Origin of the sequence: Nonomuraea sp. B5E05 (assembly GCF_039880665.1) — a bacterium.
GTDB lineage: Bacteria > Actinomycetota > Actinomycetes > Streptosporangiales > Streptosporangiaceae > Nonomuraea.
The window spans coordinates 377,436-402,376 of the sequence record NZ_JBDPMJ010000002.1 but is presented as its reverse complement, the minus strand read 5'-3'; the positions used below and the strand labels follow the sequence as shown (position 1 = coordinate 402,376).

Here is a 24,941-nt window from a genome sequence, read left to right as displayed (position 1 = left end):
ACTTGAGGGAACGTAACACACCATGGCCGTACAATGTCAACGGTCGATGACTACGAAGGGAGCCCGGCGTGCGCAAGAGAGACCGGGAGGCCACCAGAGCGCGCCTGCTGGAGGCCGCCAGGCTGCGCTTCGCCCGCGAGGGCTACGACGCCACGAGCGTGCGCGACATCGCCGGGGACGCCGGCGTCGACGCCGGCCTGATCTTCCGCTACTTCGGCAACAAGAAGCGGCTCTTCGACGAGGTCGCCGCCGACATCCCCGCCGACATTCCAGCCGACCTGCTCGACGGTCCCGAGGAGGAGCTGGTCGCCCGCATGGTGCGTTCGGTGGTGTTCGCCGACTGGACCCGCTACGGCGGCGAGCACCCGCTGGTCGCCATGCTGCGCTCCTCGGCCCACGAGGACACCAGGCAGCGCATCCGCGAGGAGGTCTGCAACACGTACGTCAGGGCCCTGGAGGAGCTTGCCGAGGGCGACGACGCGGCGCTGCGGGCGGAGCTGCTCAGCGCCTGGCTGGTCGGCATCGGCATCCTGCGCTCGGTCGTGGCCACCCCGGCGCTGGCCGAGGCCGGCCTCGGCGACCTCGCCCCGCACGTGGCGGCCGTGGCCGGAGACCTGCTGGGCCGTCCTATGTCGGGCTCCTCCCACACGTGCCGTTCGCCGGCACCCTCTGAATAGACCTCCCACGGCGGCGGAACTCATCGGCATACGGCACACAACAGGTGCGGACTTCTCCTCAGACACCCGTGGGAGAGCCGGACCGGGCGGAAAACACCTCGAACCCGGATCGCGGCCCGACGTAGGATCCGGCGGCATGATCATGGATCCGGAAGTCCGCGCCTACTACGAGCGCGGCGGAGAGCTGACCAGGCTGCGCGAGGGGCGCGGCAGGCTGGAGTTCCACCGCACCCGCGACGTGCTGCGCCGCACGCGACGTGAACGCCTGGCTGGACGACGACGGGCGGCGCGAGCTGCTGCTCGACGCCGCCCGCAAGGTCGAGTGCGAGCCGTCGCTCCTGGGGGCCAGCGGTCACCTGCTGGCCGTGACGCGGGCCTAGAACCACCCGCGGTGGCGGGCCATCTTCTCCAGCCCGCGCTCCAGGGCCTGGTCCGCCGCGCCGGGAGGATCGTCGTAGCGGATGGTGAACCGGTTGTAGGCGTCATGGCTGGAGGTCAGGAAGCCGCCCCGCTTGTCGGCCTCCAGGATGACGTCCATCTTCCCGGGCCCGGCGATGAACGTCAGCTCCAGCTCGTTGAAGTGGCGCCGCCACGTGCCGCCGGCGTAGTACTCGATCTCCTGGAAGAACGGCATCGTCGAGCCGTAGAGCGTGCCGCGCTCCAGGTCGGCCTTCTTGAACCGGAAGCCCAACCGGTCGAGCGCGGCGATCACGTGCTCCTGGACGGGCAGCGGGCTGACGAACAGCGGGTCGAGGTCGCCCTTGTCGAGCGCGCCCGCCAGCGCCAGCTCCGTCTGCACGCCCAGCCTCATCCCGCGCAGCGGCTGCCCCGCGATCGCGCTGATCGGCGTCTCCCACGGGATCGCCAGCTCGAACGGATGCTGGTGCTGAGCGCCCGCGGCGAGCTGGAACGGCCCCGAGACCTGCTGGCGCAGGAAGCTGTAGGTCGACTTGTACTCGTTGTCGCCCGACTCGACCTCCACGACCGCGGTCAGGTCGATGTGGATGCCCTCGACCTTGTAGTCCGCCTTGCCGCCGCGGAAGTGGACGACCCCGCGCAGCAGCTCGCCGGGGCGCACTCCCGTGTTGGCCAGCACCGTGTCAACCTCGACGCCCGCGCCGAACGCGGCCATCAACTTGCGGAACACCATGGGGGTTCTCCTATGCGGAAGGTGTGTGGCCGTTCTGGCCGGAGCCCGTGCCCGAGATGCGGGGAAGCAGCTGGGCCAGGAGGAGGGTGGAGAGCGCGGAGTCCGACTGCCCCTGCTGGGTGCGTACGACCAGCGGCTGGGGCGCGTTCTCCGCCAGTTTGGCGCCCACGTCGAGGCGCTTGCGGGCCAGCTCGTACTGCAGCACGGCCCGGTTGTCCCGGTACGACTCGGCCAGCCGGCGCAGCGCCTTGGCCTCGTTCTCGGCGGCGGTCAGCTCGGCCCTGCCGCGCGCCTCGATCTCCCACGTCACCCGCTGCGCCTCGGTCTCCTGCTCCTCCAGCATGCGCGCCACGTCCTTGCGCGCGGTGTTGTGGGCGGCCTTGACCTCGACCACGCGGGCGTCACGGGTCTTCTTGGAGCGCTCGATCTCCATCAGCAGGGTGTCGATGCGGCGCTTGCGGGTCAGCTCCCACTCGCGCTCGTACGCCGACATCTCCTTGGCCACCTTCTCCCGGGTGGACAGGTGCTGCTGGTACTGGTCGGGCAGCTGGACGTCGGGGATGTTGGCGCCCGTGATGCGCACGCCGTACCTGCCGAGCTGGCGGTTGAGCGCGTCCTGCATGTCGCCGACGTCGGAGCCGCGCAGGTCGTACGCGCGCTCGGTCTGGACTCTGCGGCTGCGCTGCCTGATCGCGTCCTGCACCGCGCTGGAGAGCACCAGGTCGAAGTTGCCCGCGCCGATCGTGCGGACGAACGCGACCGGGTCCACGATGCGGAACTTCAGGAAGAACTCGATCGACTTCAGCGGCACGTTCTCGGCCGTGGGGCAGGCCACGATCGGCGCCGAGTACGGGATCTCGGTCGAGGTGTCGACGACCGCGTCCACCCGGTCCCACGGCAGCCAGAGGTAGTGGCGGCCAGGGGGCAGCGTGCTGGTGATGGCGCCCCAACGGCTGCGCACGCCGGTGGTGCCCTCCTCGATCTCGATGATCGCCTTGCGCCACATGGTGACCAGCGCCAGGGCCAGGAAGACCAGCGCCGCGAGCGCGGCGATGATCGTGAGGTCGGTCAGCGCGGCCATGCCGGCGCAGTAGAGCGCCAGGAACACCAGCGCCATCCAGGCGAAGCCGCGGCGGTCCTTGGGGATCACGACGGGGACGAGCTGGCCCTGCTCGCCGCCGCGCAGCAGCTGGCGGATCTCGCTCCAGGAGGCCAGCGACTCCTTGATCTTCGAGAATTCCCTGCTCATCGGTCGCTCACCAGCTCCTCATTCGCTCCGCGGAGTGCCTCGTTCCTCGGCCCTCCACTCCGCTCACTGCGTCGGGTTCGCTCCCTGCTCATCGGTCGCTCAGCTCCTCATGCACGCGTCGGTTCGGCTCTCTGCTCACAGGAGCTCACTTCCCTGGGCCCGTCCGCCCGGCAGGAGGCGTTCGACGGTCTGATCGAGCTCCGGGTCGGGCTCCGGAGTCTCCACGGTTTCGCCCACGTCGGCGGCGGCCTTCTTGAGCAGGGCGACGATCTCATCCTCCCGGCCCGCCACGCGCGCGCCGATCTCGTCGAGCCTGGAGCGGATGGCGGCCATGTCCTCGGGGGAGAACAGCACCGCGCCCTCCCCGCCCACCAGCTGCTGCGCCAGGGCCAGGAAGTCGATGTCGGTCTGCTCGCCCACCTGCACCACCTGCGGCAGCCGGGTCGAGACGGACTCCAGCTTGGTCAGCAGGTCCTGCTGGAAGCGGTAGTCGAGGATCTCGGGCGCCTCCGCGGCCGACAGCGCCCTGATGTCCAGCGCCTGGGCCTCCAGGAGCGCGGCGTTGGCGTTGGCCGTGGACTCGGCCTCGACCAGCCGCTGCCTGGCCTGCGCCGTGGCCTGGTGGGTGGCGCGTTCGAGCGCGGTGTCCATGCGGGCCTGGTAGCCGGCGATCTCGGCCTGGATGGCGCTCAGCGTCTCCTGCAGCCCGGCCAGCTCCTTGATCAGGTCGCCCTCGTTCTGCTCCTTGCGCAGGTTCAGCTCGTACTCGTAGGTGTAGGCCTCCTTGGCGACGCGGACCATCTCGGGGGCCGCCAGGTCCATGCGGTATTCCTGGCTGGAGGGCTCGGCGTGCGTGATGTTCACGTCGGTGAGCCGTACGGCGGGCAGGAACTGCTGGTTGAGGCTCTCCAGCATGCCGAGCGTGCTCTCGCCCACCAGGTCGTAGATCTCCTCGGCCCGCTGGGCGTAGATGAGGGAGCGGGTGACCTCGCTGATGGCGTTCTGGAGCTTCGACTGGAAGCCGCTGACCGAGCCGAGCACGAAGATGAACTCGGCCGGGTTCTCGATCCTGAACTGCAAGAACAGGTCAACGCTCGCCTTGACGCCCTGCTGGGTCGGAGCTTCGCTGATCGGCGCGTTGAACGGGTATTCGCGCGTGGTGTTGACGATGTAGCTGACCCGCTTCCACGGGTTGAACAGCGTCACCCGCCCGGGGTCCGCGATGTGCACCAGCTTGCCGAACTTGGTGATCAGCGCCTTACAGCCCTCGGGCACCATCACCACGCTGCGCCGCCACCACAGGAACACGGCGGCCAGGACCAGCACGAACCAGTAGTGCGGGCCGAAGATCAGGTCGGTGTTGGGGATGACGTTGCCGAGGGCGCCGATCAGGCCGAGCGCCACGAGGATGACGAGGGGCACGAGCACCTTCGCGGTGCTGCCCTTGGGGATCACCACGGGCGAGATGACGTGCATGCCGTTGTCGGTGAAGCTGCGGTTGACGATCTCGCCGGCCTCGTTCAGCGACGCCGTCCTGGCCTCGATGAGGGTGCCGATGGAGGCGCCGCCGTCGCGGGCCGCCGCGAAGTCGTGCGGGTTCAGCACGAAGCCCGGGGCCTGGCCCTGTCCGCCTTGGGGCCCCATCTGGCCGGCGAACTGCTCTGCGGCCTGACCCATCGCCTGGCGTACGTCACCCCCTTGCGCCATCGCTTGGGCGATGCCCTGACCTGCTTGGCGTAGTGCCTCTCTGGGACGTGACATTGGACCTTCCTTTTCCGCTACAGGCGATTCCGACCGTATCGGGAATGACTTACTGTTCGCTTGCAATGCGGCGTCACATATGTATGGCTGTTCGTAGCAGGTGTGCTGCTTATGTAGGGGACGTGCTACGTCGGGGATGCGCGCAGGGAGTTCGATGAGCGAGACCGTCTACAACCGCATCGCGTTGCTGCGCGCGGAGCGGAACGTGACCCGCAGGCAGCTCGCCGAGGCCCTCGGAGTCCACTACCAGACCGTCGGCTATCTCGAACGCGGCGAGTACAGCCCCAGCCTCTACCTGGCGCTGCGCATCGCCGGCTATTTCGAGGTGCCCGTCGAAGTGGTCTTCTCCACCAGCCCTTTCCCCAGGATCGGCGAGCGGTCCGCTTGACGTTTTCTGTCGGTCCGGCCGCCTACAGTGGGCAGCATGCGACCGGTCACAGATTTGCAGCGGAAGGTGGCGCCCTTCGAGGTCGTCACCCAGATGACTCCCTCCGGCGACCAGCCGACGGCCATCGCCGAGCTGGAGCACCGCGTCAAGGCCGGGGAGAAGGACAGCGTCCTGCTGGGCGCCACCGGCACGGGCAAGACCGCCACGATCGCCTGGCTGATCGAGCGGCTGCAGCGGCCCGCGCTGGTGATGCAGCCCAACAAGACCCTGGCCGCGCAGTTCGCCAACGAGCTCCGCGAGATGTTGCCGAACAACGCGGTCGAATATTTCGTCTCCTACTACGACTATTACCAGCCTGAGGCTTACGTCCCGCAGAGCGACACCTACATCGAGAAAGACTCCTCGATCAACGACGAGGTCGAGCGCCTGCGCCACTCGGCGACCAACTCGCTGCTCACCCGGCGCGACACCATCGTGGTCGCCTCCGTGTCGTGCATCTACGGCCTGGGCACGCCGCAGGAATACGTCGACCGCATGGCCAGGCTCCGCGTCGGCATGGACGTCGACCGCGACCAGCTGCTGCGCCGCCTGGTCGACATGCAGTACACCCGCAACGACCTCGCCTTCACGCGGGGCACGTTCCGGGTGCGCGGCGACACGATCGAGATCATCCCAAAATACGAAGAGCTGGCCGTGCGCATCGAGATGTTCGGCGACGAGATCGAGAAGCTCTCGACCATGCACCCGCTGACCGGCGAGGTCATCACCGAAGACGAAGAGCTCTACATCTTCCCGGCCTCCCACTACGTCGCGGGTGAGCAGCGCATGGCCGCCGCCGTGGCGGGCATCGAGGCGGAGCTGGCCGAACGCCTGTCGGAGCTCGAACGCCAGGGCAAGCTGCTGGAGGCGCAGCGGCTGCGCATGCGCACGACGTACGACATCGAGATGATGCGCCAGATCGGCACCTGCTCCGGCATCGAGAACTACTCGCGCCACATGGACGCCCGCGAGGCCGGCAGCGCTCCCAACACGCTGCTCGACTACTTCCCCGAAGACTTCGTCCTGGTGCTCGACGAGTCCCACCAGACCGTGCCGCAGATCGGCGCCATGTACGAAGGCGACGCCTCGCGCAAGCGCACGCTGGTCGAGCACGGGTTCCGGCTGCCGTCGGCGCTCGACAACCGGCCGCTCAAGTGGGAGGAGTTCCTGGAGCGCATCGGGCAGACGGTCTACCTGTCGGCCACTCCGGGGCCCTATGAGCTGGGCCGGGTCAAGGGCGAGGTCGTCGAGCAGGTCATCCGCCCGACCGGCCTGGTCGACCCCGAGATCGTGGTCAAGCCCACCAAGGGCCAGATCGACGACCTGGTCCACGAGATCCGCGAGCGAGCCGAGCGCGACGAGCGCGTCCTGGTCACCACGCTGACCAAGAAGATGTCGGAAGACCTGACCGACTACCTCCTGGAGCTCGGCATCCGGGTCCGCTATCTCCACAGCGAGGTCGACACGCTGCGCCGTATCGAGCTGCTGCGCGAGCTGCGCACCGGCGAGTTCGACGTGCTCGTCGGCATCAACCTCCTGCGCGAGGGCCTCGACCTGCCCGAGGTCTCGCTGGTGTCGATCCTCGACGCCGACAAGGAGGGTTTCCTCCGCTCGGAGACGTCCCTGATCCAGACCATCGGCCGTGCCGCCCGTAACGTCTCCGGCCAGGTCCACATGTACGCCGACAAGATCACCCCGTCGATGGAGCGGGCGATCGACGAGACCAACCGGCGCCGGGCCAAGCAGATCGCCTACAACGAAGCCAACGGCATCGACCCGCAGCCCCTGCGCAAGAAGATCGCCGACATCCTCGACTCGCTGCAGCGCGAGGACGCCGACACCGACCGGCTGCTCGGCGGGGGCCGTCAGCAGTCGCGCGGCAAGGCGCCGGTGCCGGGCTTCGCCGCCCGGCAGGCCGGTCAGCACGCCAAGGCCATCGCCGGCGACATGCCCAGGGCGCAGATGGAGTCCCTGATCGACTCGCTGACCGAGCAGATGCACCAGTCCGCGGCCGACCTGCAGTTCGAGGTGGCCGCCCGGCTGCGCGACGAGATCAAGGAGCTCAAGCGCGAACTGCGCGACATGCGCGAGGCAGGCGTCGAATAGCCGAACCCCGTGGCGGTGGCGCCACGCGCCGACGGCCCGACCCGCTCCCTCCCGGTGACCACGGGCACCGGGAGGGAGCGGGTCGGGGCAGGCCCCGGCCGCGACGGGGGTGGTCACATCCGGGCTTCCTCCCGCAGGAGGGCGGCGAGGGTGTCGGGGTCGGCGGCCGCGACGCCCTTGGCGGCGAACCAGGTGGCGACGTTGCGCGCGTCGCGGTCGAGGAACGACGGGCCCGCCGGATGTGCGATCACGTCCACGATCTGCGGAAGGTCGATGATGACCAGCCTGCCCTCGTGCACCAGGAGGTTGTACGGCGACAGGTCCCCGTGGGCCAGCCCTTCCCTGGCCAGGGTGACCATGGCCGTGACCAGCTGCTCCCACAGGTCGTCCAGGTCGTCGGACACCTGGGCCAGCCGCGGCGCCGCGAAGCCGTCCCGCGTGCCGACGAACTCCTCCAGGATCTCCGTCCCGACGATCTGCACCGGATACGGCACCGGCACCCCGAGTTGCCACAGCCGGCACAGGGCCGCGAACTCAGCCACCGCCCACTGGGCGGCGATCACCTGCTTGCCGAAGGCGGTGCGGTTGGCCATGGCCCGGTTCATCCGGCTCTCGCGGGTGCTGCGTCCCTCCAGATAGCCGGCGTCGCGGTGGAACAGGCGGTGGTCGGCGGATCGATAGCGCTTGGCGGCCAGCAGGCACTCGCGGTCGGTGCCGGGCACGCCACGCGAGATCAGGTGGACGTCGGCTTCCTTGCCGGTCTTGAGCACGCCGTGCTCGGTGTCGACCGCGGCCAGTTCGGTGACCAGCCAGTCGGGGTAGGGCCGGGGGCCCTTCTCGGTGGGCGTGCTCTGGTCCCAGGTGGACCAGCGATCACCTTCGGGAGGGCCGTCGCCGGGCTCGGAGGAGGTGCCCGGTGAGATGCTCGAGGAGGTGCTCTCCAGCCAGGCGATGTCGTCGGCGTCGAGGGCGTACTTGCCGCGGCGGCGGTGTTGCGAGTGCTTGGGCACGGTGGGATTGCTCCAGAAGTGAGGCCCACCGGCTCGTCGGTCAGGTCAGCGAACGCCCGGTGGGAAGGTGTGAGGACGCGGAAAACGGCACGCGAACAATCGTCATCACGGTCTCACCCTCCCTTCGCGTCGCAGCGATCGACTCGCCCCGAGTATGCCGGTCCACCCCGAGCGCCGCAACCGAATAAACGGCACGTCGCGATGCGGGCGGATGCCGCCGGCACGTGCAGGCGGGGCCGGATATCGCGGTGCGGTACGGCCGGATGGGCGTGTACCTTGCGGGCATGCGACGGTGCGGTGAGTGCGGGCAGTAGGAGCCGGCCGGCGCCCATGGTTGTGCCCGGTGCGCGAGTCTGGTCGACGAGATCGTGGAGGAGGGCTGGCGCGCCTTCCTGGAGCGCGAGTTCGGCACTCCGGAGCCGCCCGGCGAGCGGCTCATCGCCGAGATGGTCGTGGACGAACCGGACCGGCATGCGTGGCGCGTGGTGGACGCCGCGTACGACCGCCTGACCTGCACGGAGTGCGGCGGCCGGCTCAGCAGGGGCCCGGCGGGGTGCGCCCCCTGCGATCTGGCCAACGGTTTCCGCTATTCGGCCATCGAGATCGACCGCCCGGGCGTGCCGCCGGGCAACGAGCACGCGCTGCGGGTCAACGTGGCAGTGACGCGCCGCCCGCACGGGATCTCGGCGTCGGAGGTGCTGTTGCGGCGCCTGTCCCTGCCCGTGCTCCTGGACGGCCGGCTGCCCACCGTCGAGCAGGCTCAGGCCACCAAGGCCATGGTGGGCAAGGGCGCTTCCGAGGCGGAGCTGGCCGCGGTCATCTTCGGGGAGTGGGGCAGCGGCCCTTAGGCGGGTGGCCATGTCAAGGTGAGATCGAGGTCCACCTCGAATCCCACGTTGAGCTGTAGGCGCTTGCGATAGATGCCCGTAGGGACATAGGCCTTGACCGCAGGCTCAAGTTCGAAGGTGTACACCACGGGCAGGCCGTCTTCTTGTTCGACGCGCCAGAAGTGCTTGATGCCGGCGTTGGAGTATTTGATCGGTTTGGTGGTCCGATCCCTCTCCATGGATTCCTCTGACACCACTTCAGCCACGAGGTGCACATCCTCTGGCCGGAAAGAAATGGTTCTCGCGCCGATCGCTGATTTCTTGACCAGGAGAATGTCTGGCTCCGGACGCTGACGCATGCCCAGCGTAACCGTCATCTCGCGAATGACCGCCAGATGTGCCGGCGGTTTGAGAGAGCTCTCGAACAGCCTGATGGCATAGAGGTGGAACGCGGTCTGCGGCGACATCATGATGAGTGACCCATCGATCAGCTCGACGTGCCGTGGCGCGTCGGGGGGGAGGTGATCGAGCATGTCGGCGGTCCAGCCACCGGGAGGGCCGGGGTAGAACCACTCCGGGAGGGCCGTGGTCATCGGAATGCCTCCTCAGCGAAGCTCACGCGACGCATCTATTGTGTCACAACGAGCGATGGTCAGGGCTCGTTCCTGCGTTCCTCCATCGTGCGGCGGTAGAGGTCGTCGATCTCGTCGAGCGGGTCGGGGTCGCGGCGCCGGGCCTCGATCTCCAGGTCGGTGCGGGAGGTCAGATCGGCGATGCCCGACGCGGTGTGGTGGACCTGGTCATTGAGCAGACCGGTGCGGATGCGGGCGCACGTGGCCGTCAGCGTGGCCTGGTGCTGCCTGAGCCGGTCGAGCGTGACGTGGTCGACGTAGGGAGACACGCGCTGCTGCTGGGCGAACATCGCCAGCTGCTCGTCGTGCGTGTCGACATGCTTCGTCAGGTCGGCCATGATCCTCGGCAGGTCGCCCAGGCCCCACCCCTGGCGCTGGGCCTGGTCGACGGCCTGGCGGGTGAGGGACATCTCGCGGCGCAGGTCGAGCCGGAGGCGCTCGACCTCGGCGGCCTCGCCCGTGCCCATCGCGTTGACGTGCGTGGTGATCCGCGTCGTGGCCTCCCTGGCCTTGACGGCGGCCTTCTTGCCCAGCTTGACCAGCACGTAGATGCCGACGCCGCCCAGCAACAGGAGGAACGCCAGGATCACCAGGGCGATGAGAAGGATTTCGCTGATCTCCGCCACCTCCTGTCGGGGTTGTTGATGTGAAGGATAGTCCGGCCGGGCGGCTCTGGGGTGCCTGGCCGGAGCCGCTCTTGATCGATCAGTTTGGCCTGTGTTTCAGTTCACCATCGGCATCGGTCGCCGGGCGGCGGGTCACGCCTGCCGGCGACGCGACCAGAGGCGTTGTGCGGCAGAAGGGAACAGGGCGGTGCTTGAGGACAAGGTTGTGATCGTCACTGGTGGCGCGAGGGGGATGGGGGCCGCGACAGCGCGGCGGTGTGCCGCGGCGGGGGCGCGGGTGGTCCTCACGGATGTGCTGGTCGACGAGGGTACGGCCACGGCCAAGGAATTGGACGCCCGGTTCGTCGCCCACGATGTGCGGGATCAGGACCAGTGGGCGGCGGTGGTCGCCCAGACGGTCGACGAACACGGGCGGCTCGACGGGCTGGTGAACAACGCCGGCATCGCCACCATGCTGATGATCGAGCAGCAGTCGGCCGAGGAGTTCGAGAACGTGTTGCGGGTCAACCTGCTCGGCGTCTTCCTTGGTCTCAAGGCGGTGGTGGGGCCCATGCGGGAGTCGGGTGGCGGCGCGATCGTGAACCTGTCGTCGGTCGCCGGCCTCAGCGCCCTGCCCGGCACGGGCGGTTACGGCGCCTCGAAATGGGGGGTGCGCGGGCTGACCAAGATCGCGGCGTTGGAGTTCGGCCGGCACCGCATCCGGGTCAACTCCGTGCATCCCGGGATGATCGTCACAACGATGACCGAGCCGCTGGGCGCGGTGTCCGGCGACGGCACCTTCCCTCTGGCCCCGGCCGGGCGCTGGGGGGAGCCGGAGGAGGTCGCGGAGACGATCGCCTTCCTGCTGTCCGACGCGGCCTCGTACGTGACGGGGGCCGAACTGGCTGTCGACGGAGGGCTGACGGCGGGGGAGGCCGCGCTGCTGCTCCGCCCTGACAGAAGCCGCATGGAGGGGAACCGGCAGGACGAGGGCCCGCGGGACGGGAACGGGCCGGACGAGGAACGGCCGGAAGGGAAGCGGTAGGCCGATGCCGTACGCCGATGTGGGGGAGGATGTCCGGCTCTTCTACACCGATGACGGTGACGGGCCGCCGCTGCTGCTCGTCCACGGGTGGGGCGCCGACTCGCACCAGTGGTCGTGGCACATCGACGCGCTGGCCGCCCGGCACCGCGTGATCGCCGTCGACCTGCGCGGCCACGGTTACTCGTCGGTTCCTGAGACGGGCAACACGCCCCGCGCGATGGCCGGGGACCTGCACGCCCTGCTCGGCGGCCACCTCGGCATCCCGCGGGCGACCGTGGCCGGGCACTCGATGGGCGCCCAGGTGGTGTCCATCCTCGCCGTCGAACATCCCGGCCAGGTGCGCGGGATCGTCGCCGTCGACCCGGGCTACGGCATGACGGCGGACGTCGCCGCCGGCTTCCCCCAGATGATCGCGGGCCTGCGTGGCGAGCACGCGCACGCGGCCGCCGAGCAGATCGACGAGTGGTGCACGAACGCCGCCACCCCCGCCGTCGTCAGGCGCTGGCACAAACGCCGGCTGCACGCCATGCCGCCGCACGTGCTGGCCGAGGCGTTCGAGGCGATGTTCACCGGTCCGGACGCGATCGGGGTGCGGCCGGCCTCCGACGACTATCTGGCGCGCAGGCGGTGCCCGGTGTTGTCGATCTGGTCGGATCCGGGCCGGGCGCGCTGGGAGGCCGGGTTGCTGAGCGATCCGGCCTCGAAGGTGGTGTGCTGGGAGGGTTCGAGCCACCGGCTGCACGAGGAACGGGCCGCCGAGTTCGTCCACCTGGTGGAGGGGTGGGTGGCCCGCCTGCGCACGTGACCGGCCGGTGACGGGCCTAGTGACGGGCCCGCTGGCCGGACCGGGGTCCGGCCGGGGGCGGCCTCGGGCCGGGGGACGCCTCAGGCAGGGGGAAGGGCTCCGGCCGCCCGTCTGCGGGCGCGGCGGCGGCGTACTTTCCTGATCAGCCACCAGCTCAGGACGGCGAGCAGCAGGAGCACGACGATCACCAGGACGGGCAGGAAGATCGCGATCAGGCTCATGCCGAGCGCACCCGCGTCCTCCGCCGTGCTGACGACCGGCGCGCCGGTCCCGGCCGTGCCGACGTTGATCACCGGCCGGGCGGTCGTCTTGATCACGTGGACGGCCAGCGCCATCACGATGCCCAGCAACCATCCGGCCCACGGGTGCTCGGCCATCCAGGTCGACCGGTCGAGTTCGGCGGCGGCGCTCGTGGCGGAGAACACCACGCCACCCGACGCCGGGCGGATCACGGTCTGGATGGCGTCGTTGACGCTGTCGACGGCGGGGACCTTGTCGAGGACCGTCTCCGCGATCAGCAGCACCGCGATCACGGCGAGCACGCCCCAGTTGGACAGCCAGGCGTAGCCGTCGGGGAGCTTCACGGCGTCGGTGAAGTTGGCGAGCACGCCCACGACGAGGAGCGGGATGTAGGCGTTGAGCCCGGCGGCCGTGGACAGGCCCAGACCGGTCAGAGCGGCGAGCATGCCCCTAGTCTGCCCGGGCCGCGTCGTCCATGAGGCCCGCGAGGGCGGGACCGGTGAACTCGGCCACCGCCCGCTCGTACTTCTCCATCCCCCACGACCAGAAGTCGAAGTCGATGCTCGCGTTCGCGCTGTCCTGGATGGAGGCCCAGAGCGTCCAGCCGTACTTGGACATGAGGCCGAGCAGGCGGGCGCGGGCGATCTTGTGGCGGAGCGGGCGGCCGTAGTACGCGGTGACGAGCGTCTCCAGGTGGCCGGGCGGCAGGTCGGACTCGCTCCAGACGTTGCCGAGCTCGAAACAGGGGTCGTTGTTGCCGGCGTACTCGTAGTCGATCAGCCAGAGGCGCCGGCCGTCGTCGAGGATGTTGCCGGGCAGGAGGTCGTTGTTACACGGAACCGTGCCTTCATCCCGTATAGCCAGACATTTCCGGATCTCGGCAATGATGGGCATGAAATCGAGATATCTGGCCGGAAGCCGGAAGCCGCGCTCCTGAACGATCTCCAGGTAACGCCGCTGCACGTCGAACATGTCGAAGTCGCTCACGAACCGCGGCCCGGCGTGCAGCCGCCGGCACACCTCCGCCACCCTCGGCAGGTTGGCCGGATCGTGCAGATCCGCCTCGGTGAACGTGCGCGCATCGAGGTAGCCCACCACCAGCACCCCCTGGCCGGGCAGGTAGGCGTGCACCGGCGCACCGACCCCGGCGCGTGCCGCGGCCAGCGAGTTGGCGTGCTCGGCGTCCCTGTCGATGGCCAGCAGCGCGCCGTCGCTGGCCGACACGCGCACGACATACGTGCCGCCGGGCGTGGTCACCTTATAGTTGCGATTGGTCAACCCCCCTGGCAGCTCCTCGACGGCTCGTGGCACGCCGGACAGCAGGGGGATGCGATCGAGGACCTGGGCAACGGCCATGGTCGATGCTAGCTCCACCGGCCTAAACGGTCTAGACCTTTTATGGTACGGCGGTTAGCCTCGCGACCATGAGCGACTCGGCCCGCATCGTGATCATCGGTGGTGGGGTGGGCGGCACGTCCGTCGCCTACCACCTCACCCAAATAGGCGAACGCGACGTCGTCCTGCTGGATCGGGACGAGCTCACCAGCGGCTCCACCTTCCACTCCGCGGGCCTGGTCGGACAGCTACGCGCCGACCCGACGCTGACCCGGATGAACCAGTACTCCGTCGAGCTCTACCGCACCCTCGACGCCGGCTGGACGGAGTGCGGCGGCATCAAGCTGGCCTCCACGCCCGAGCGCATGGCGGAGATCCGCCGCCAGATCGGCTGGGCGCGCACGTTCGGGCTCCCGCTGCGGGAGATCTCGGTGGCGGAGGCCGTCGAGCTGTTCCCCCTCATGGACCCCGAAGGCGTCGTGGGGGCCGCGTACCTGCCCACGGACGGGCAGGTGGACCCCTCCCAGCTCTGCTACGCGCTGGCCGCCCGCGCCCGCGAGGGCGGGGCGAGGCTGCGCACCAAGACGCGCGTCCTCGGCATCACCACCGCGCGCGGCCGGGTCACCGGCGTGCGCACCGACCAGGGCGACATCGACTGCGAGATCGTGGTCAACTGCGGCGGCATGTTCGCCGCCGAGATCGGGCGCATGGCCGGCGTGCGCGTCCCGATCGTGCCGATGTCCCACCAGTACGTGGTGACCGACGCCTTCCACGACCACCAGGGCCTGCCCACGCTGCGCGACCCCGACCTGCTCGTCTACTACCGGCAGGAGGTGCAGGGCCTGGTCATGGGCGGCTACGAGCGCACGTGCGCGCCCTGGACGGCCGGTCCTGACACCTTCGACGCGGTGCCGCCCGACTTCAACGGCCGCCTCCTGCCCGAGGACTGGGCGAGATTCGAGGAGATCTCCGACAACTCCAGGATCCGCGTGCCGGCGATGGCCGACGTCGGCATCCGCAAACTGATCAACGGGCCCGAGGCGTTCACCCCCGACAACGAGTTCTGCCTGGGGGAGACGGAGGTGGGCGGGTTCTTCGTCGCGGCCGGGTTCTGCGCCCACGGCATCGCCGGCGCCGGCGGCATCGGCAAGGTCATGGCGGAGTGGATCGTCGAGGGCGAGCCCGCCATGGACGTCCGGCACATGGACATCCGCCGTTTCGGCCGCCACTACCGCTCGCCGTCGTACACGATCAAGCGCGCGGTCGAGAACTACGAGACGTACTACGACATCCGCTACCCCGGCCACGAGCGGTCGGCCGGACGGCCGTTGCGGGTCTCGCCCGCGTACGCGTGGCACCAGCGGCACGGGGCCGTCTTCGGCGAGAAGGCGGGCTGGGAGCGGGTCAACCACTACGCGGCCAACGAGGCCGACGGGGACGGCGGCGAGCGCCCCGCGGGCTGGGCGGGACGCGAGTGGTCGCCCGCGACCGGGGCCGAGCACCGGGCCACGCGCACGGCCGCGGGGCTGTTCGACGAGAGCTCGTTCGCCAAGATCGAGGTCACCGGTCCCGACGCGGCCGACCTGCTGGAATGGGTGTGCGACAACCGGGTCGCCCGCGAGGTCGGCGCCGTCACCTACACCCAGGCGCTCAACCGGCGCGGCGGCATCGAGTGCGACTTCACCGTCACCCGGCGCGGCGAGGAGGAGTTCCTCATCGTCACCGGCACCGCGTGCGGCACGCACGACCTCGGCTGGCTGCGCAAGCAGGCCGCGCTCACGGGCTCGACCGCCAGGATCGCCGACGTCACCGGCCAGTACGCCTGCCTCGCCCTGTGGGGGCCGCGCGCCCGCGACATCCTGTCCGGCCTCACCCCCGACCCGCTCGACTTCCCGTTCATGTCGTCACGGGAGCTCACCGTGGGCGACGTGCCGGTGCTGGCGCTGCGGGTGACGTTCGTGGGGGAGCACGGCTGGGAGCTCTACTGCTCCAGCGAGTACGGCCTCGCGCTGTGGCAGGCGCTGTGGGAGGCGGGCGAGCCGCACGGGATGGCGGCCTGCGGCTACCGCGCCATCGACAGCCTGCGGCTCGAGAAGGGCTACCGGGTGTGGGGCGCCGACATCGGGCCGGAGACGACGCCGTACGAGGCGGGGCTGGGGTTCTGCGTCAAGCCGGACAAGGACTTCCTCGGCGGGGACGCTCTCGACCCCGATCCCGGCAGGCGGCTGCGCTGCGTGACGCTGAGCGACCCGAGGGCGGTCGCGCTCGGCAACGAGCCGGTCCGGGTGGACGGCCAGGTGCTGGCCCGCGTGACCTCCGGCGGGTACGGCTACACCGCCGGCCGGTCGATCGCCTACGCGTACCTGCCGGTCGGGCCGGGGGCCGGGGTGGAGATCGAGGTCGAGGGCACCTGGGTGCCGGGCGCCGTGGTCAGGACCCCGCTGGTTCCGTGACGCCGCTGCGCACCGAGATCCGCACCCGGTCGGGGCGGAACAGGTCGCGGGCGAACTCCACGGCCATGCCGCCGGCCGCGTACGCCGTGCGCTCGATCAGCATGAGCGGCGCGCCCGGCGTGGTGCCCAGCTCCGCGGCCTCGGCCGGACGGGCGATCACCGGGTCGAGCCGCTCGACCGCCGTGCGCGGTGCCAGGTCGTAGCGGCCGGCCAGCAGCGCGTAGAGGGAGCCGGTCAGGTCCTGGTCGAGCAGGCCGGGCAGGTCGGGGAAGTAGGAGCGTTCGAGCGCCACAGGCGACCGGCCGGCCGAGCGCACCCTGGCCACCTCGTGCACCGGCGAGCCGGGAGCGACCCGCAGCGCCCTGGCCACCGCCGCGGGGGCGGGCACCGTCGCCGCCACCAGGATGCGCGCCTCGGCCCGCAGGTGCGCCCGCCGCATCTGCTCGGTGAACCCCGTCAGCCCGGTCAGGTCGCACTCGATGCGCGGCTCGGCCACGAACGCGCCGCCCGCCCTGCCGGGCGTCCTGACGAGCACGCCGTCGCGTTCGAGCGTGGCCAGCGCCTGCCTGAGCGTCATCCTGCTCACGCCGAGCCGCCCGGCCAGCTCGCGCTCGCCGGGCAGCCGGTCGCCCGGCGCCAGCTCGCCGCTGGAGATGGACTTGAGCAGCCACCGCTCGATCTGCACGTGCGCGGGGACGCCGGTGCCGCGCTCCAGCTGAGGCGGTGTCCCGACCACACGCGCATCGTAGCCCGCTCAGCCCTTGACGGCCTCCTACGGACCCGAAGGGGGCAGGGGCAACGGCAAGCCCGGCAAACCATCGATACTGGTGGCGACGTGCTCCTTGCCGGAGAAATAGGCGTTGAGCGACTCGTCGTCCTCCCGCGCGAACCGCTTCGCGTGCAGGTCGCGATCCTGCTCGTACGCCATGAGGGGGACCGCGAAGCCGCAGGTGTCGCGGATCAGCTCGGCGTGGACGACCACGATCGCGCGCAGCCCGTGCACGCTGGTGTCGACCGTGGGGAAGTGGGCGGTCAGCTCGGCCCACCGGGGGTCGTCCCTGAAGACGGGCTCGCCGCGCCCGTGCACCCGCACGATGGTCGGAGGCCCCTGGAAGGCGCACCACATTACGGTGATCCGGCCGTTCTCGCGCAGGTGGGCGACGGTCTCCGCGTTGCTGCCCGCGAAGTCGAGGTAGGCCACCGTCAGCTCGTCGAGAACCGCCAGTGAACCGCTCACCCCCTTGGGGGAGAGGTTGATCGTGCCGTCGCCGGCGAGTGGCGCGGTCGCCGTGAAGAACACGGGCTGCGCCTCGATGAACGCCCGCAACCGGCCGGTGATGCCGTCGTACGTCTTGCCCATGGTGTCCCCGTCCTCGTGTGAAGAAGTGTGGCGCGTGACCACGAGCCGCCGGGCGCCATTCTCGCCGACCGGCTTCCACGGGCTTCACCCGGACAGGTGTTTGAGCCGCTCCACCGCCTCGCCGAACTCGCCGACCAGGTCGTAGACCACCTGCCGGGCCGGTTTGACCTGGTCGAGCTGGCCCACGACCTGCCCGACGTAGTAGTTGACCAGTTCCACCGCCCCCGGCTCGCCCTTCTCCGCCGCCGCCGCGATGCGTGCCATGGCCCCCTCGGCCACCAGCAGCTGCAGCGGCATCCCCAGCGGGCCGGGGCTCTCCTGGCTGGAGTCCCACTCGTCGGTCCAGGCCGACCGGAGCTGCCTGGCCGGCTTGCCCGTACGGGACCTGGACCTGACCGTGTCCAGCGACGAGGCCGCCAGGAACTTGCGCTTGACCGCGGGCGGGGTCTCCGCCTCCTCCGTCGTGAGCCAGACCGAGCCGCACCACACGCCGTCCGCGCCGAGCGCCATGGCCGCGGCCATCTGCCGCCCCGACGCGATGCCGCCCGCCGCCAGCACGGGCACCGGCGCCACCGCGTCCACGACCTGCGGCACCAGCACCATCGTGGAGATCTCGCCGGTGTGCCCGCCCGCCTCGGTGCCCTGCGCCACGATGAGGTCCGCGCCCGCCGCGACCTGCCTGCGCGCGTGCTCGACCGTGCCGACCAGCGCGGCCACCGGCACGCCCGCCTCCCTGGCCCTGGCCACCATCTCGGGCGGCGGCGGGCCCAGAGCGCTGGCGATCAGCCCGATCCGGTGTTCGAGCGCGACGTCGATCAGCCCCGTCGCCCCCGACGCCGTCACCCGCCGGCCGAACTCGTCGGCCACCGCCGTCATCGGCTGCGGGGCCGCGCCCACGCCGTATTTGGACAGCAGGTGGGTGACGAAGTCGCGGTGCCGCTCGGGGATGAAGTCCATGAGGTGCGCGCGCCGGTCGAGCGCGGAGGCGTCGACCCTGCCCGGCACGAGCACGTCGACGCCGTACGGCCGGCCGCCCACCCGCTCGTCGATCCAGGTGAGCTCGGTGTCGAGCTGGTCGGTCGAGTACGCGATCGCGCCCAGCACCCCGAAGCCGCCCGCGTTCGTCACCGCGGCCACCACGTCGCGGCAGTGGCTGAACGCGAACAGGGGGAACTCGATGCCCAGGCGTTCGCAGATGGCGGTTCGCATGATGTGACGCTAACCGTCAGAACGATGTTCGGTCCAGATCAGGATCCGCTGTCGGCCAGGACGACGTCGGGGGCGTGCCAGCCTAACTCGGGCGTGTAACCGCGTACCCGCCTGGCCGGCACCCCGGCCACCACGCTGTGGTCGGGGAACTCGCCGCGCACCACCGCCCCGGCGGCCACCACGCACTGGCGGCCGAGCCTCGTGCCGGGCAGGACGATCGCGCCCGCGCCCAGCCACGAGCCCGAGCCGATCGAGACCGGGCTGTTGCGCGGCCACTGCCTGCCGATCGGCACGTCGGGGTCGTCGTAGACGTGGTTCTGGTCGGTGATGTAGACGTACGGGCCGGTGAAGACGTCGTCGCCCACGTCGATCGACTGGTGGGCCACGATGTGCGTGCCCCGGCCGATCGAGCAGCCGCCTCCGATGCGCAGGATCGATCCCGGGCCGAGGTCCACGCCGGGGCCCATGCCGCACGAGAGCGACACCCGTTCGCCGATCAGGGTGTGGTCGCCGACCTCGATCCACTGCTCGCCGAAGATCGCGCCAGGGGGGAACGCGATGCTGACCCCATCACCGAGCCGGCGGAACCGGTGGCCCGCCGGAACGGCCGGAGTGATCGCGCCCGCGCGGCGGATCGCCCGGTAGACACGGTGAATCAGCGCGCCCGTTGCCCGCCGTACGAGTGACATAGAGTCCAAAGTTACCCTCAGGTCATGCCGTTCGCCCATGTGAGGGGCGTTGTTTGATATCCTGAGAGCCCGTGGACACTTCGACCACACCTCGAGCCACGGGAGCCCCTTTGCGCAGCGCATCGCAAACCAAGCATCTGTTCGTCACCGGCGGTGTCGCCTCCAGTCTCGGCAAGGGCCTCACGGCATCCAGCCTCGGTCGCCTGCTCAAAGGGCGCGGTCTCAGGGTCACCATGCAGAAGCTCGACCCCTATCTCAACGTCGACCCCGGCACGATGAACCCGTTCCAGCACGGCGAGGTCTTCGTCACCGACGACGGCGCGGAGACCGACCTCGACGTCGGCCACTACGAGCGGTTTCTCGACACCGACCTGCACGGCTCGGCCAATGTCACCACCGGGCAGGTCTACTCCAACGTCATCGCCAAGGAGCGGCGGGGCGAATACCTGGGCGACACCGTCCAGGTCATCCCGCACATCACCAACGAGATCAAAGACCGGATCAGGGGCATGGCCGGTCCCGAGGTGGACGTCGTCATCACCGAGGTCGGCGGCACGGTGGGCGACATCGAGTCGCTGCCGTTCCTGGAGGCCGTGCGGCAGATCAGGCACGAGGTGGGGCGCGACAACGTCTTCTTCCTGCACGTCTCGCTGCTGCCGTACATCGGGCCCTCGGGAGAGCTCAAGACCAAGCCGACGCAGCACAGCGTGGCCGCGCTGCGCAGCATCGGCATCCAGCCGGACGCGATCGTGCTGCGCTCCGACCGGCCCGTGCAGACGTCGATCAAGCGCAAGATCAGCCTGATGTGCGACGTGGACGAGGACGCCGTCGTCTCCTGCGTGGACGCGGCCTCGATCTACGACATTCCCAAGGTGCTCCACTCCGAGGGCCTCGACGCGTACGTCGTGCGCCGGCTCGGCCTGCCCTTCCGTGACGTCGACTGGAAGGAGTGGGAGCAGCTCCTGCGCCGCGTGCACCGCCCGGCGAGGGAAGCCACTGTCGCCCTTGTGGGGAAATATATTGATTTGCCGGACGCGTACCTCTCGGTGACCGAGGCCCTGCGGGCCGGCGGGTTCGCCAACGACGCGCGGGTCAACATCCGGTGGGTCAAGAGCGACGACTGTGAGACCCCCGAGGGCGCCGCGCGCGAGCTCGACGGCGTCGACGGCGTGCTGATCCCCGGCGGGTTCGGCGTGCGCGGCATCGAGGGCAAGATCGGCGCCATCCGCCACGCCCGCGAGAACAAGATCCCGCTGCTCGGCATCTGCCTCGGCATGCAGGGCATGGTCATCGAGGCCGCCCGCAACATGGCGGGCGTCGAGGACGCCAACTCCACGGAGTTCGACCCCGACACCAAGCACCCGGTCATCTCCACCATGGCCGACCAGGAGGACGTCGTCGCCGGCGAGCGTGACATGGGCGGCACGATGCGGCTGGGCAGCTACACCGCCAAGCTCGCCGAGGGCACCCTCGCCCGGCAGCTCTACGGCGGCGTGGCCAAGGCAGACGAGCGCCACCGCCACCGCTACGAAGTCAACAACGCCTACCGCGAGCAGCTGGAGAAGGTCGGCCTGGTCTTCTCCGGTGTGTCGCCTGACGGCCGCCTGGTCGAGTACACCGAGCTGCCCCCCGACATCCACCCGTTCTTCATCGGCACCCAGGCGCATCCGGAGTTCCGCTCCCGGCCCACTCGGGCCAACCCGATGTTCAAGGGCCTCATCGGCGCGGCCCTGGCCTACGCCGACGGCCGCGTAAGCGCGACGACGGTGGGCCAGTGACCGCCGGCGGCGACGGTTCGCCCGACCGGCGCGTGCCGGGCGTGATCAGGGACACGCCCGAGTCGTGGGACGTGCTCGAGACGAAGGAGCGGTTCGAGGGCCACATCATCAAGGTGGTCACCGACACCGTCAGGATGCCGCCCGACGAGGCGGCCGAGCGCGACTACGTGGTCCATCCCGGGGCCGTCGCCGTGCTCGCGCTCGACGACCAGGACCGCGTCCTGCTCATCAGGCAATACCGCCACCCCACCCGCCTCCTGATGTGGGAACTGCCCGCCGGCATCCGCGACGTGCCGGGCGAGCCGCTGGTCGACGCGGCCGCGCGCGAGCTCGCCGAGGAGGCCGGCTACCGCGCCGCCACCTGGCACACGCTCATCGACCTGCGCACCTCGCCCGGCATGAGCGACGAGCGCATCAGGGTGTTCCTGGCCCGCGACCTGACCAAGATCCCCGACGAGGAGAACGGCTTCGTGCACCGGCACGAAGAAATCGACATGCCGGTCGAATGGATCCCTCTGCCCGACGCGGTAGAAAAGGCGCTCATGGGAATGATCCACAATTCCCCGGCCGTGGCCGGTATCCTCGCCGCGTACGCGGCTTCGGTTGAGGGACTCGCCCTGTTGCGCCCCGCCGACGCCCCGGAGGCGTGACGGAAGGACCGATCGTGGAGGCCGTGCTCTCCAGCTACCTCGCCCATCTGGCGGTGGAGCAGGGCGTGGCTGCCAACACGCTCGCGTCCTACCGCCGTGACCTGCGCCGCTACTCCGAACACCTGCGGGCGCGCGGGCGGCTGGAGCTCCACGAGGTGGGCGAGGCCGACGTCCTGGCCTTCCTCGCCGCGCTGCGCGAGGGCGACGGGCAACACCCGGCGCTCGTCGCCAGTTCCGCCGCCCGCGCCCTGTCGGCCGTGCGCGGGCTGCACCGTTTCGCCCTGCGCGAAGGCGTGACGGCCCATGACCCCGCCCACGAGGTACGCCCGCCGCGCCCGATGCGCAGGCTCCCGAAGGCCATCGCCGTCGACGAGGTCGAGCGTCTCATCGCCGCCTCGGGCCCGGACGGAGCGCCCCTCACGCTGCGCAACCGCGCCCTGCTGGAGGTCCTGTACGGCACGGGCGCCCGCATCTCGGAGGCCGTCGGTCTGGCCGTGGACGACTTCGAGGACGAGCAGGTGCGCCTGCGCGGAAAGGGCGGCCGCACCCGCGTCGTGCCGCTGGGACGCTATGCCCGCTCCGCCCTCGACGCCTACCTCGTCCGCGCCCGGCCCGGCCTGCTCGCCCACGGGCGCGGCACGCCGGCCGTCTTCCTGAACGCCAGGGGAGGCCGTCTGACCAGGCAGGGAGCGTGGGAGGTGCTCCACGCGGCCGCCGAACGAGCCGGGCTGAAAAAGATATCTCCCCACGTTCTCCGACATTCCTTCGCAACTCATCTCTTGGACGGCGGCGCGGACGTTAGGGTGGTCCAGGAATTGCTCGGCCACGCCTCGGTGACGACCACTCAGGTCTACACCCTGGTCACGGTCGACAAGCTCCGCGAGGTCTACGCCGCGGCGCATCCACGGGCCCGGCAGTGATCTATAGTCTTTGCGGTGTGCGGCACCCTCGGCGTGCCGCCTTGCCGCGTTAAGTGGTGACGCCATAGTGTCCGTCCGGACGGTCCGGTTCGGGATCGTCAGGGAGGTTCGAGCTGGTGACTGTGACGACCAAGGGTTCGACCCCGGGGACCCCCGACAACCCCTGGGGCGACACGAAGACCAACGCGCCTTCCAACGGCGTCAACCTCGGGCCCACGCAGCGGCCCAGACCCGTGTTCCCCGAGCCGGTGGTGCCCGACGTGCACGGCCCGGCGCGCGTGGTCGCGATGGTCAACCAGAAGGGCGGGGTCGGCAAGACCACGACCACCATCAACCTGGGCGCGGCCCTCGTCGAATACGGGCTCAAGGTGCTGCTGGTCGACTTCGACCCGCAGGGCGCGCTCTCCGTCGGCCTGGGCATCAACCCGCTCCAGCTCGACCTGACCGTCTACAACCTGCTGATGGAGCGCGGCGTCACCGCCGAGGACGTCCTGCTCGAGACCGGCGTCGAGGGGCTCGACCTGCTGCCGAGCAACATCGACCTGTCGGCCGCCGAAGTGCAGCTCGTCACCGAGGTCGCCCGCGAGCAGGTGCTCGGCCGCGTGATCAAGCCGCTGCTGCCGCACTACGACGTGTGCCTCATCGACTGCCAGCCGTCGCTCGGCCTGCTCACCATCAACGCGCTCACGTGCGCTCATGGCGTCATGGTGCCGCTGGAGTGCGAGTTCTTCGCGCTGCGCGGCGTGGCCCTGCTGATGGACACCATCTCCAAGGTCCAGGAGCGGCTCAACGAAGACCTCGAGATCGAGGGCCTGCTCGCCACCATGTACGACGCCCGCACCCTGCACGGCCGTGAGGTGCTGGCCCGCGTGGTCGACGCGTTCGGCGACAAGGTGTTCCACACCGTCATCAACCGCACGGTGCGTTTCCCCGACGCGACCGTCGCCGGCGAGCCGATCACCACGTTCGACCCCTCGTCCCTCGGCGCCAACGCCTACCGTGAGCTGGCGCGCGAAGTGCTCTCGCGCTGGCCCGCGCCTGCCACAATGGCCAGGTGACCGCAGAGCAGACCGAGCCCCAGGGGTTCCAGGTTCACCTGGACGTCTTCGAGGGTCCCTTCGATCTGCTTCTCGGCCTCATCGCCAAGCACAAGCTCGACATCACCGAGGTCTCGCTCTCCAAGGTCACCGACGAGTTCATCGCCTACATCCGCTCCCGCGGCCCCGAGTGGGACCTCGACCAGACCAGCCACTTCCTGCTGGTCGCAGCCACGCTGCTCGACCTCAAGGCGGCCCGGCTGCTGCCGTCGGGCGAGGTGGAGGACGAGGAAGACCTGGCCCTGCTGGAGGCCAGGGACCTGCTGTTCGCGCGGCTGCTGCAGTACAAAGCGTACAAAGAGGTCGCGAAGATCTTCGCCGGGCGGATGGCCGAGGAGTCCCTGCGCTTTCCCCGTACGGTGCCGCTCGAGCCGCAGTTCGCCGACCTGCTGCCCGAGCTCATCCTGGGCATCGGGCCCGAAGAACTCGCCAAGATCGCCGCCAGGGCCTTCACGCCCAAGCTGCCGCCCACGGTCAACGTGGGGCACATCTACCAGCCGCTGGCGAGCGTCAAGGAGCAGGCGGCCATCCTGGTCATGCACCTGCGGCGCCTCCGGCGGGCCACCTTCAGGGCGCTGGTGGCCGACTGCGAGGGCACCTTCGAGGTCATCGCCCGCTTCCTGGCCGTGCTGGAGCTGTTCCGGGAGTCGGCGGTCACGTTCGAGCAGGTCGAGCCGCTGGGCGACCTGCACGTCACCTGGACGGGCGCCGACGACGGCGACGTCGCGGTGGGGGACGACTACGAGGAATCCGCGGAGAAACCATCCCATGACTGACAACCCACTGCCCAACCCCCGCAAGTCTCCCGACTCGGAGCCGCCGCTGCCCGCCTGGATGACCCTCCCCGGCTCCCTCATCCAGCCCGGCGCTCCGGAGGCGGAGACCTCCCCACCCGACGACCAGCCACCGCCCCACG

Annotated in this window: 25 protein-coding genes; 13 read left to right on the top strand and 12 right to left on the bottom strand. The window is 70.1% G+C overall.

Features of this window, described 5'->3' with window-relative positions:
• Positions 1–68: 68 nt before the first annotated feature.
• Complete coding sequence (locus ABGB01_RS05295) at positions 69–677, top strand: TetR family transcriptional regulator (RefSeq protein WP_347770845.1); 609 nt, start codon at positions 69–71, stop codon at positions 675–677.
• A gap of 257 nt (positions 678–934) precedes the next feature.
• Complete coding sequence (locus tag ABGB01_RS05290) at positions 935–1,057, top strand: hypothetical protein (RefSeq protein WP_347770843.1); 123 nt, start codon at positions 935–937, stop codon at positions 1,055–1,057.
• On the opposite strand, the gene ABGB01_RS05285 is transcribed toward ABGB01_RS05290, so the two are convergent.
• The 3 genes from ABGB01_RS05285 to ABGB01_RS05275 all read right to left on the bottom strand — a co-directional run bounded on the left by ABGB01_RS05285 (position 1,054) and on the right by ABGB01_RS05275 (position 4,837).
• Entirely contained in the window at positions 1,054–1,827 is a 774-nt protein-coding gene (locus ABGB01_RS05285; RefSeq protein ID WP_347770841.1) for a sporulation protein, read from the bottom strand. The two genes, ABGB01_RS05290 and ABGB01_RS05285, sit on opposite strands and share 4 nt — an antisense overlap.
• A gap of 10 nt (positions 1,828–1,837) precedes the next feature.
• Positions 1,838–3,076 carry an SPFH domain-containing protein gene (locus ABGB01_RS05280; RefSeq protein ID WP_347770839.1) on the bottom strand — a complete coding sequence of 413 codons (1,239 nt, stop codon included), beginning with the start codon at positions 3,074–3,076 and terminating at the stop codon, positions 1,838–1,840.
• A gap of 135 nt (positions 3,077–3,211) precedes the next feature.
• Entirely contained in the window at positions 3,212–4,837 is a 1,626-nt protein-coding gene (locus tag ABGB01_RS05275; RefSeq protein WP_347770837.1) for an SPFH domain-containing protein, read from the bottom strand.
• A gap of 154 nt (positions 4,838–4,991) precedes the next feature.
• Between ABGB01_RS05275 and ABGB01_RS05270 the strand changes: the two genes are divergently transcribed.
• Together ABGB01_RS05270 and uvrB are read left to right on the top strand one after the other, a co-directional pair.
• On the top strand, positions 4,992–5,225 hold the full coding sequence (locus tag ABGB01_RS05270; protein ID WP_347770835.1) for a helix-turn-helix transcriptional regulator: 234 nt from the start codon (positions 4,992–4,994) through the stop codon (positions 5,223–5,225).
• A gap of 36 nt (positions 5,226–5,261) precedes the next feature.
• Positions 5,262–7,370, top strand: coding sequence for an excinuclease ABC subunit UvrB (gene uvrB / locus ABGB01_RS05265; RefSeq protein WP_347770833.1), 2,109 nt, complete (start codon positions 5,262–5,264; stop codon positions 7,368–7,370).
• A gap of 113 nt (positions 7,371–7,483) precedes the next feature.
• Here uvrB and ABGB01_RS05260 read toward each other — a convergent pair whose 3' ends face one another.
• Complete coding sequence (locus ABGB01_RS05260; RefSeq protein WP_347770831.1) at positions 7,484–8,380, bottom strand: RIO1 family regulatory kinase/ATPase; 897 nt, start codon at positions 8,378–8,380, stop codon at positions 7,484–7,486.
• A gap of 368 nt (positions 8,381–8,748) precedes the next feature.
• Here ABGB01_RS05260 and ABGB01_RS05255 point away from each other — a divergent pair, with 368 nt between their 5' ends.
• Complete coding sequence (locus ABGB01_RS05255; protein ID WP_347770829.1) at positions 8,749–9,228, top strand: hypothetical protein; 480 nt, start codon at positions 8,749–8,751, stop codon at positions 9,226–9,228.
• On the opposite strand, the gene ABGB01_RS05250 is transcribed toward ABGB01_RS05255, so the two are convergent.
• The gene (locus ABGB01_RS05250) at positions 9,225–9,800 is read right to left on the bottom strand and encodes a Uma2 family endonuclease (RefSeq protein ID WP_347770827.1); all 576 of its coding nucleotides are present in this window, start codon (positions 9,798–9,800) and stop codon (positions 9,225–9,227) included. The genes ABGB01_RS05255 and ABGB01_RS05250 overlap by 4 nt on opposite strands.
• Before the next feature lie 59 nt (positions 9,801–9,859).
• A complete protein-coding gene (locus tag ABGB01_RS05245) occupies positions 9,860–10,465 on the bottom strand; it encodes a hypothetical protein (RefSeq protein ID WP_347770825.1) in 606 nt (201 codons plus the stop codon).
• 187 nt (positions 10,466–10,652) lie between these two features.
• Between ABGB01_RS05245 and ABGB01_RS05240 the strand changes: the two genes are divergently transcribed.
• The gene (locus ABGB01_RS05240; RefSeq protein ID WP_347770823.1) at positions 10,653–11,489 is read left to right on the top strand and encodes a glucose 1-dehydrogenase; all 837 of its coding nucleotides are present in this window, start codon (positions 10,653–10,655) and stop codon (positions 11,487–11,489) included.
• A gap of 4 nt (positions 11,490–11,493) precedes the next feature.
• Positions 11,494–12,294 (top strand): alpha/beta hydrolase, encoded by an 801-nt coding sequence (locus tag ABGB01_RS05235; RefSeq protein ID WP_347770821.1) that lies wholly within the window; start codon positions 11,494–11,496, stop codon positions 12,292–12,294.
• A gap of 80 nt (positions 12,295–12,374) precedes the next feature.
• Here the strand turns inward: ABGB01_RS05235 and ABGB01_RS05230 are convergent, their stop codons facing one another.
• Positions 12,375–12,980 (bottom strand): DUF4126 domain-containing protein, encoded by a 606-nt coding sequence (locus ABGB01_RS05230; RefSeq protein ID WP_347770819.1) that lies wholly within the window; start codon positions 12,978–12,980, stop codon positions 12,375–12,377.
• Positions 12,981–12,984: 4 nt separating this feature from the next.
• Positions 12,985–13,890, bottom strand: coding sequence for a choline/ethanolamine kinase family protein (locus tag ABGB01_RS05225; protein WP_347770817.1), 906 nt, complete (start codon positions 13,888–13,890; stop codon positions 12,985–12,987).
• Between the two features lie 68 nt (positions 13,891–13,958).
• On the opposite strand from ABGB01_RS05225, the gene ABGB01_RS05220 reads away from it, so the two are divergent.
• A complete protein-coding gene (locus ABGB01_RS05220; protein WP_347770815.1) occupies positions 13,959–16,322 on the top strand; it encodes an FAD-dependent oxidoreductase in 2,364 nt (787 codons plus the stop codon).
• On the opposite strand, the gene ABGB01_RS05215 is transcribed toward ABGB01_RS05220, so the two are convergent.
• The 4 genes from ABGB01_RS05215 to ABGB01_RS05200 all read right to left on the bottom strand — a co-directional run bounded on the left by ABGB01_RS05215 (position 16,300) and on the right by ABGB01_RS05200 (position 19,580).
• Complete coding sequence (locus ABGB01_RS05215; RefSeq protein WP_347770813.1) at positions 16,300–17,058, bottom strand: GntR family transcriptional regulator; 759 nt, start codon at positions 17,056–17,058, stop codon at positions 16,300–16,302. The genes ABGB01_RS05220 and ABGB01_RS05215 overlap by 23 nt on opposite strands.
• A 36-nt stretch (positions 17,059–17,094) precedes the next feature.
• Positions 17,095–17,682, bottom strand: coding sequence for a pyridoxamine 5'-phosphate oxidase family protein (locus tag ABGB01_RS05210; RefSeq protein WP_347770811.1), 588 nt, complete (start codon positions 17,680–17,682; stop codon positions 17,095–17,097).
• 84 nt (positions 17,683–17,766) lie between these two features.
• Positions 17,767–18,891 carry a nitronate monooxygenase family protein gene (locus ABGB01_RS05205; RefSeq protein ID WP_347770809.1) on the bottom strand — a complete coding sequence of 375 codons (1,125 nt, stop codon included), beginning with the start codon at positions 18,889–18,891 and terminating at the stop codon, positions 17,767–17,769.
• A 38-nt stretch (positions 18,892–18,929) separates the two neighbouring features.
• Entirely contained in the window at positions 18,930–19,580 is a 651-nt protein-coding gene (locus ABGB01_RS05200) for a DapH/DapD/GlmU-related protein (RefSeq protein WP_347770807.1), read from the bottom strand.
• Between the two features lie 110 nt (positions 19,581–19,690).
• Between ABGB01_RS05200 and ABGB01_RS05195 the strand changes: the two genes are divergently transcribed.
• The 5 genes from ABGB01_RS05195 (at position 19,691) to ABGB01_RS05175 (ending at position 24,801) form a co-directional block, all read left to right on the top strand.
• Positions 19,691–21,358, top strand: a complete 1,668-nt coding sequence (locus ABGB01_RS05195; protein WP_347770805.1) for a CTP synthase — start codon at positions 19,691–19,693, stop codon at positions 21,356–21,358.
• The gene (locus tag ABGB01_RS05190) at positions 21,355–22,008 is read left to right on the top strand and encodes an NUDIX hydrolase (RefSeq protein WP_347770803.1); all 654 of its coding nucleotides are present in this window, start codon (positions 21,355–21,357) and stop codon (positions 22,006–22,008) included. The genes ABGB01_RS05195 and ABGB01_RS05190 overlap by 4 nt, the downstream gene beginning before the upstream one ends.
• On the top strand, positions 22,005–22,928 hold the full coding sequence (locus ABGB01_RS05185) for a site-specific tyrosine recombinase XerD (protein WP_347770801.1): 924 nt from the start codon (positions 22,005–22,007) through the stop codon (positions 22,926–22,928). Before ABGB01_RS05190 ends, ABGB01_RS05185 begins: the two co-directional genes overlap by 4 nt.
• Positions 22,929–23,044: 116 nt before the next feature.
• Complete coding sequence (locus tag ABGB01_RS05180; protein WP_212746156.1) at positions 23,045–23,986, top strand: ParA family protein; 942 nt, start codon at positions 23,045–23,047, stop codon at positions 23,984–23,986.
• A complete protein-coding gene (locus ABGB01_RS05175; RefSeq protein ID WP_347770798.1) occupies positions 23,983–24,801 on the top strand; it encodes a segregation/condensation protein A in 819 nt (272 codons plus the stop codon). The genes ABGB01_RS05180 and ABGB01_RS05175 overlap by 4 nt, the downstream gene beginning before the upstream one ends.
• Positions 24,802–24,941 lie beyond the last annotated feature (140 nt).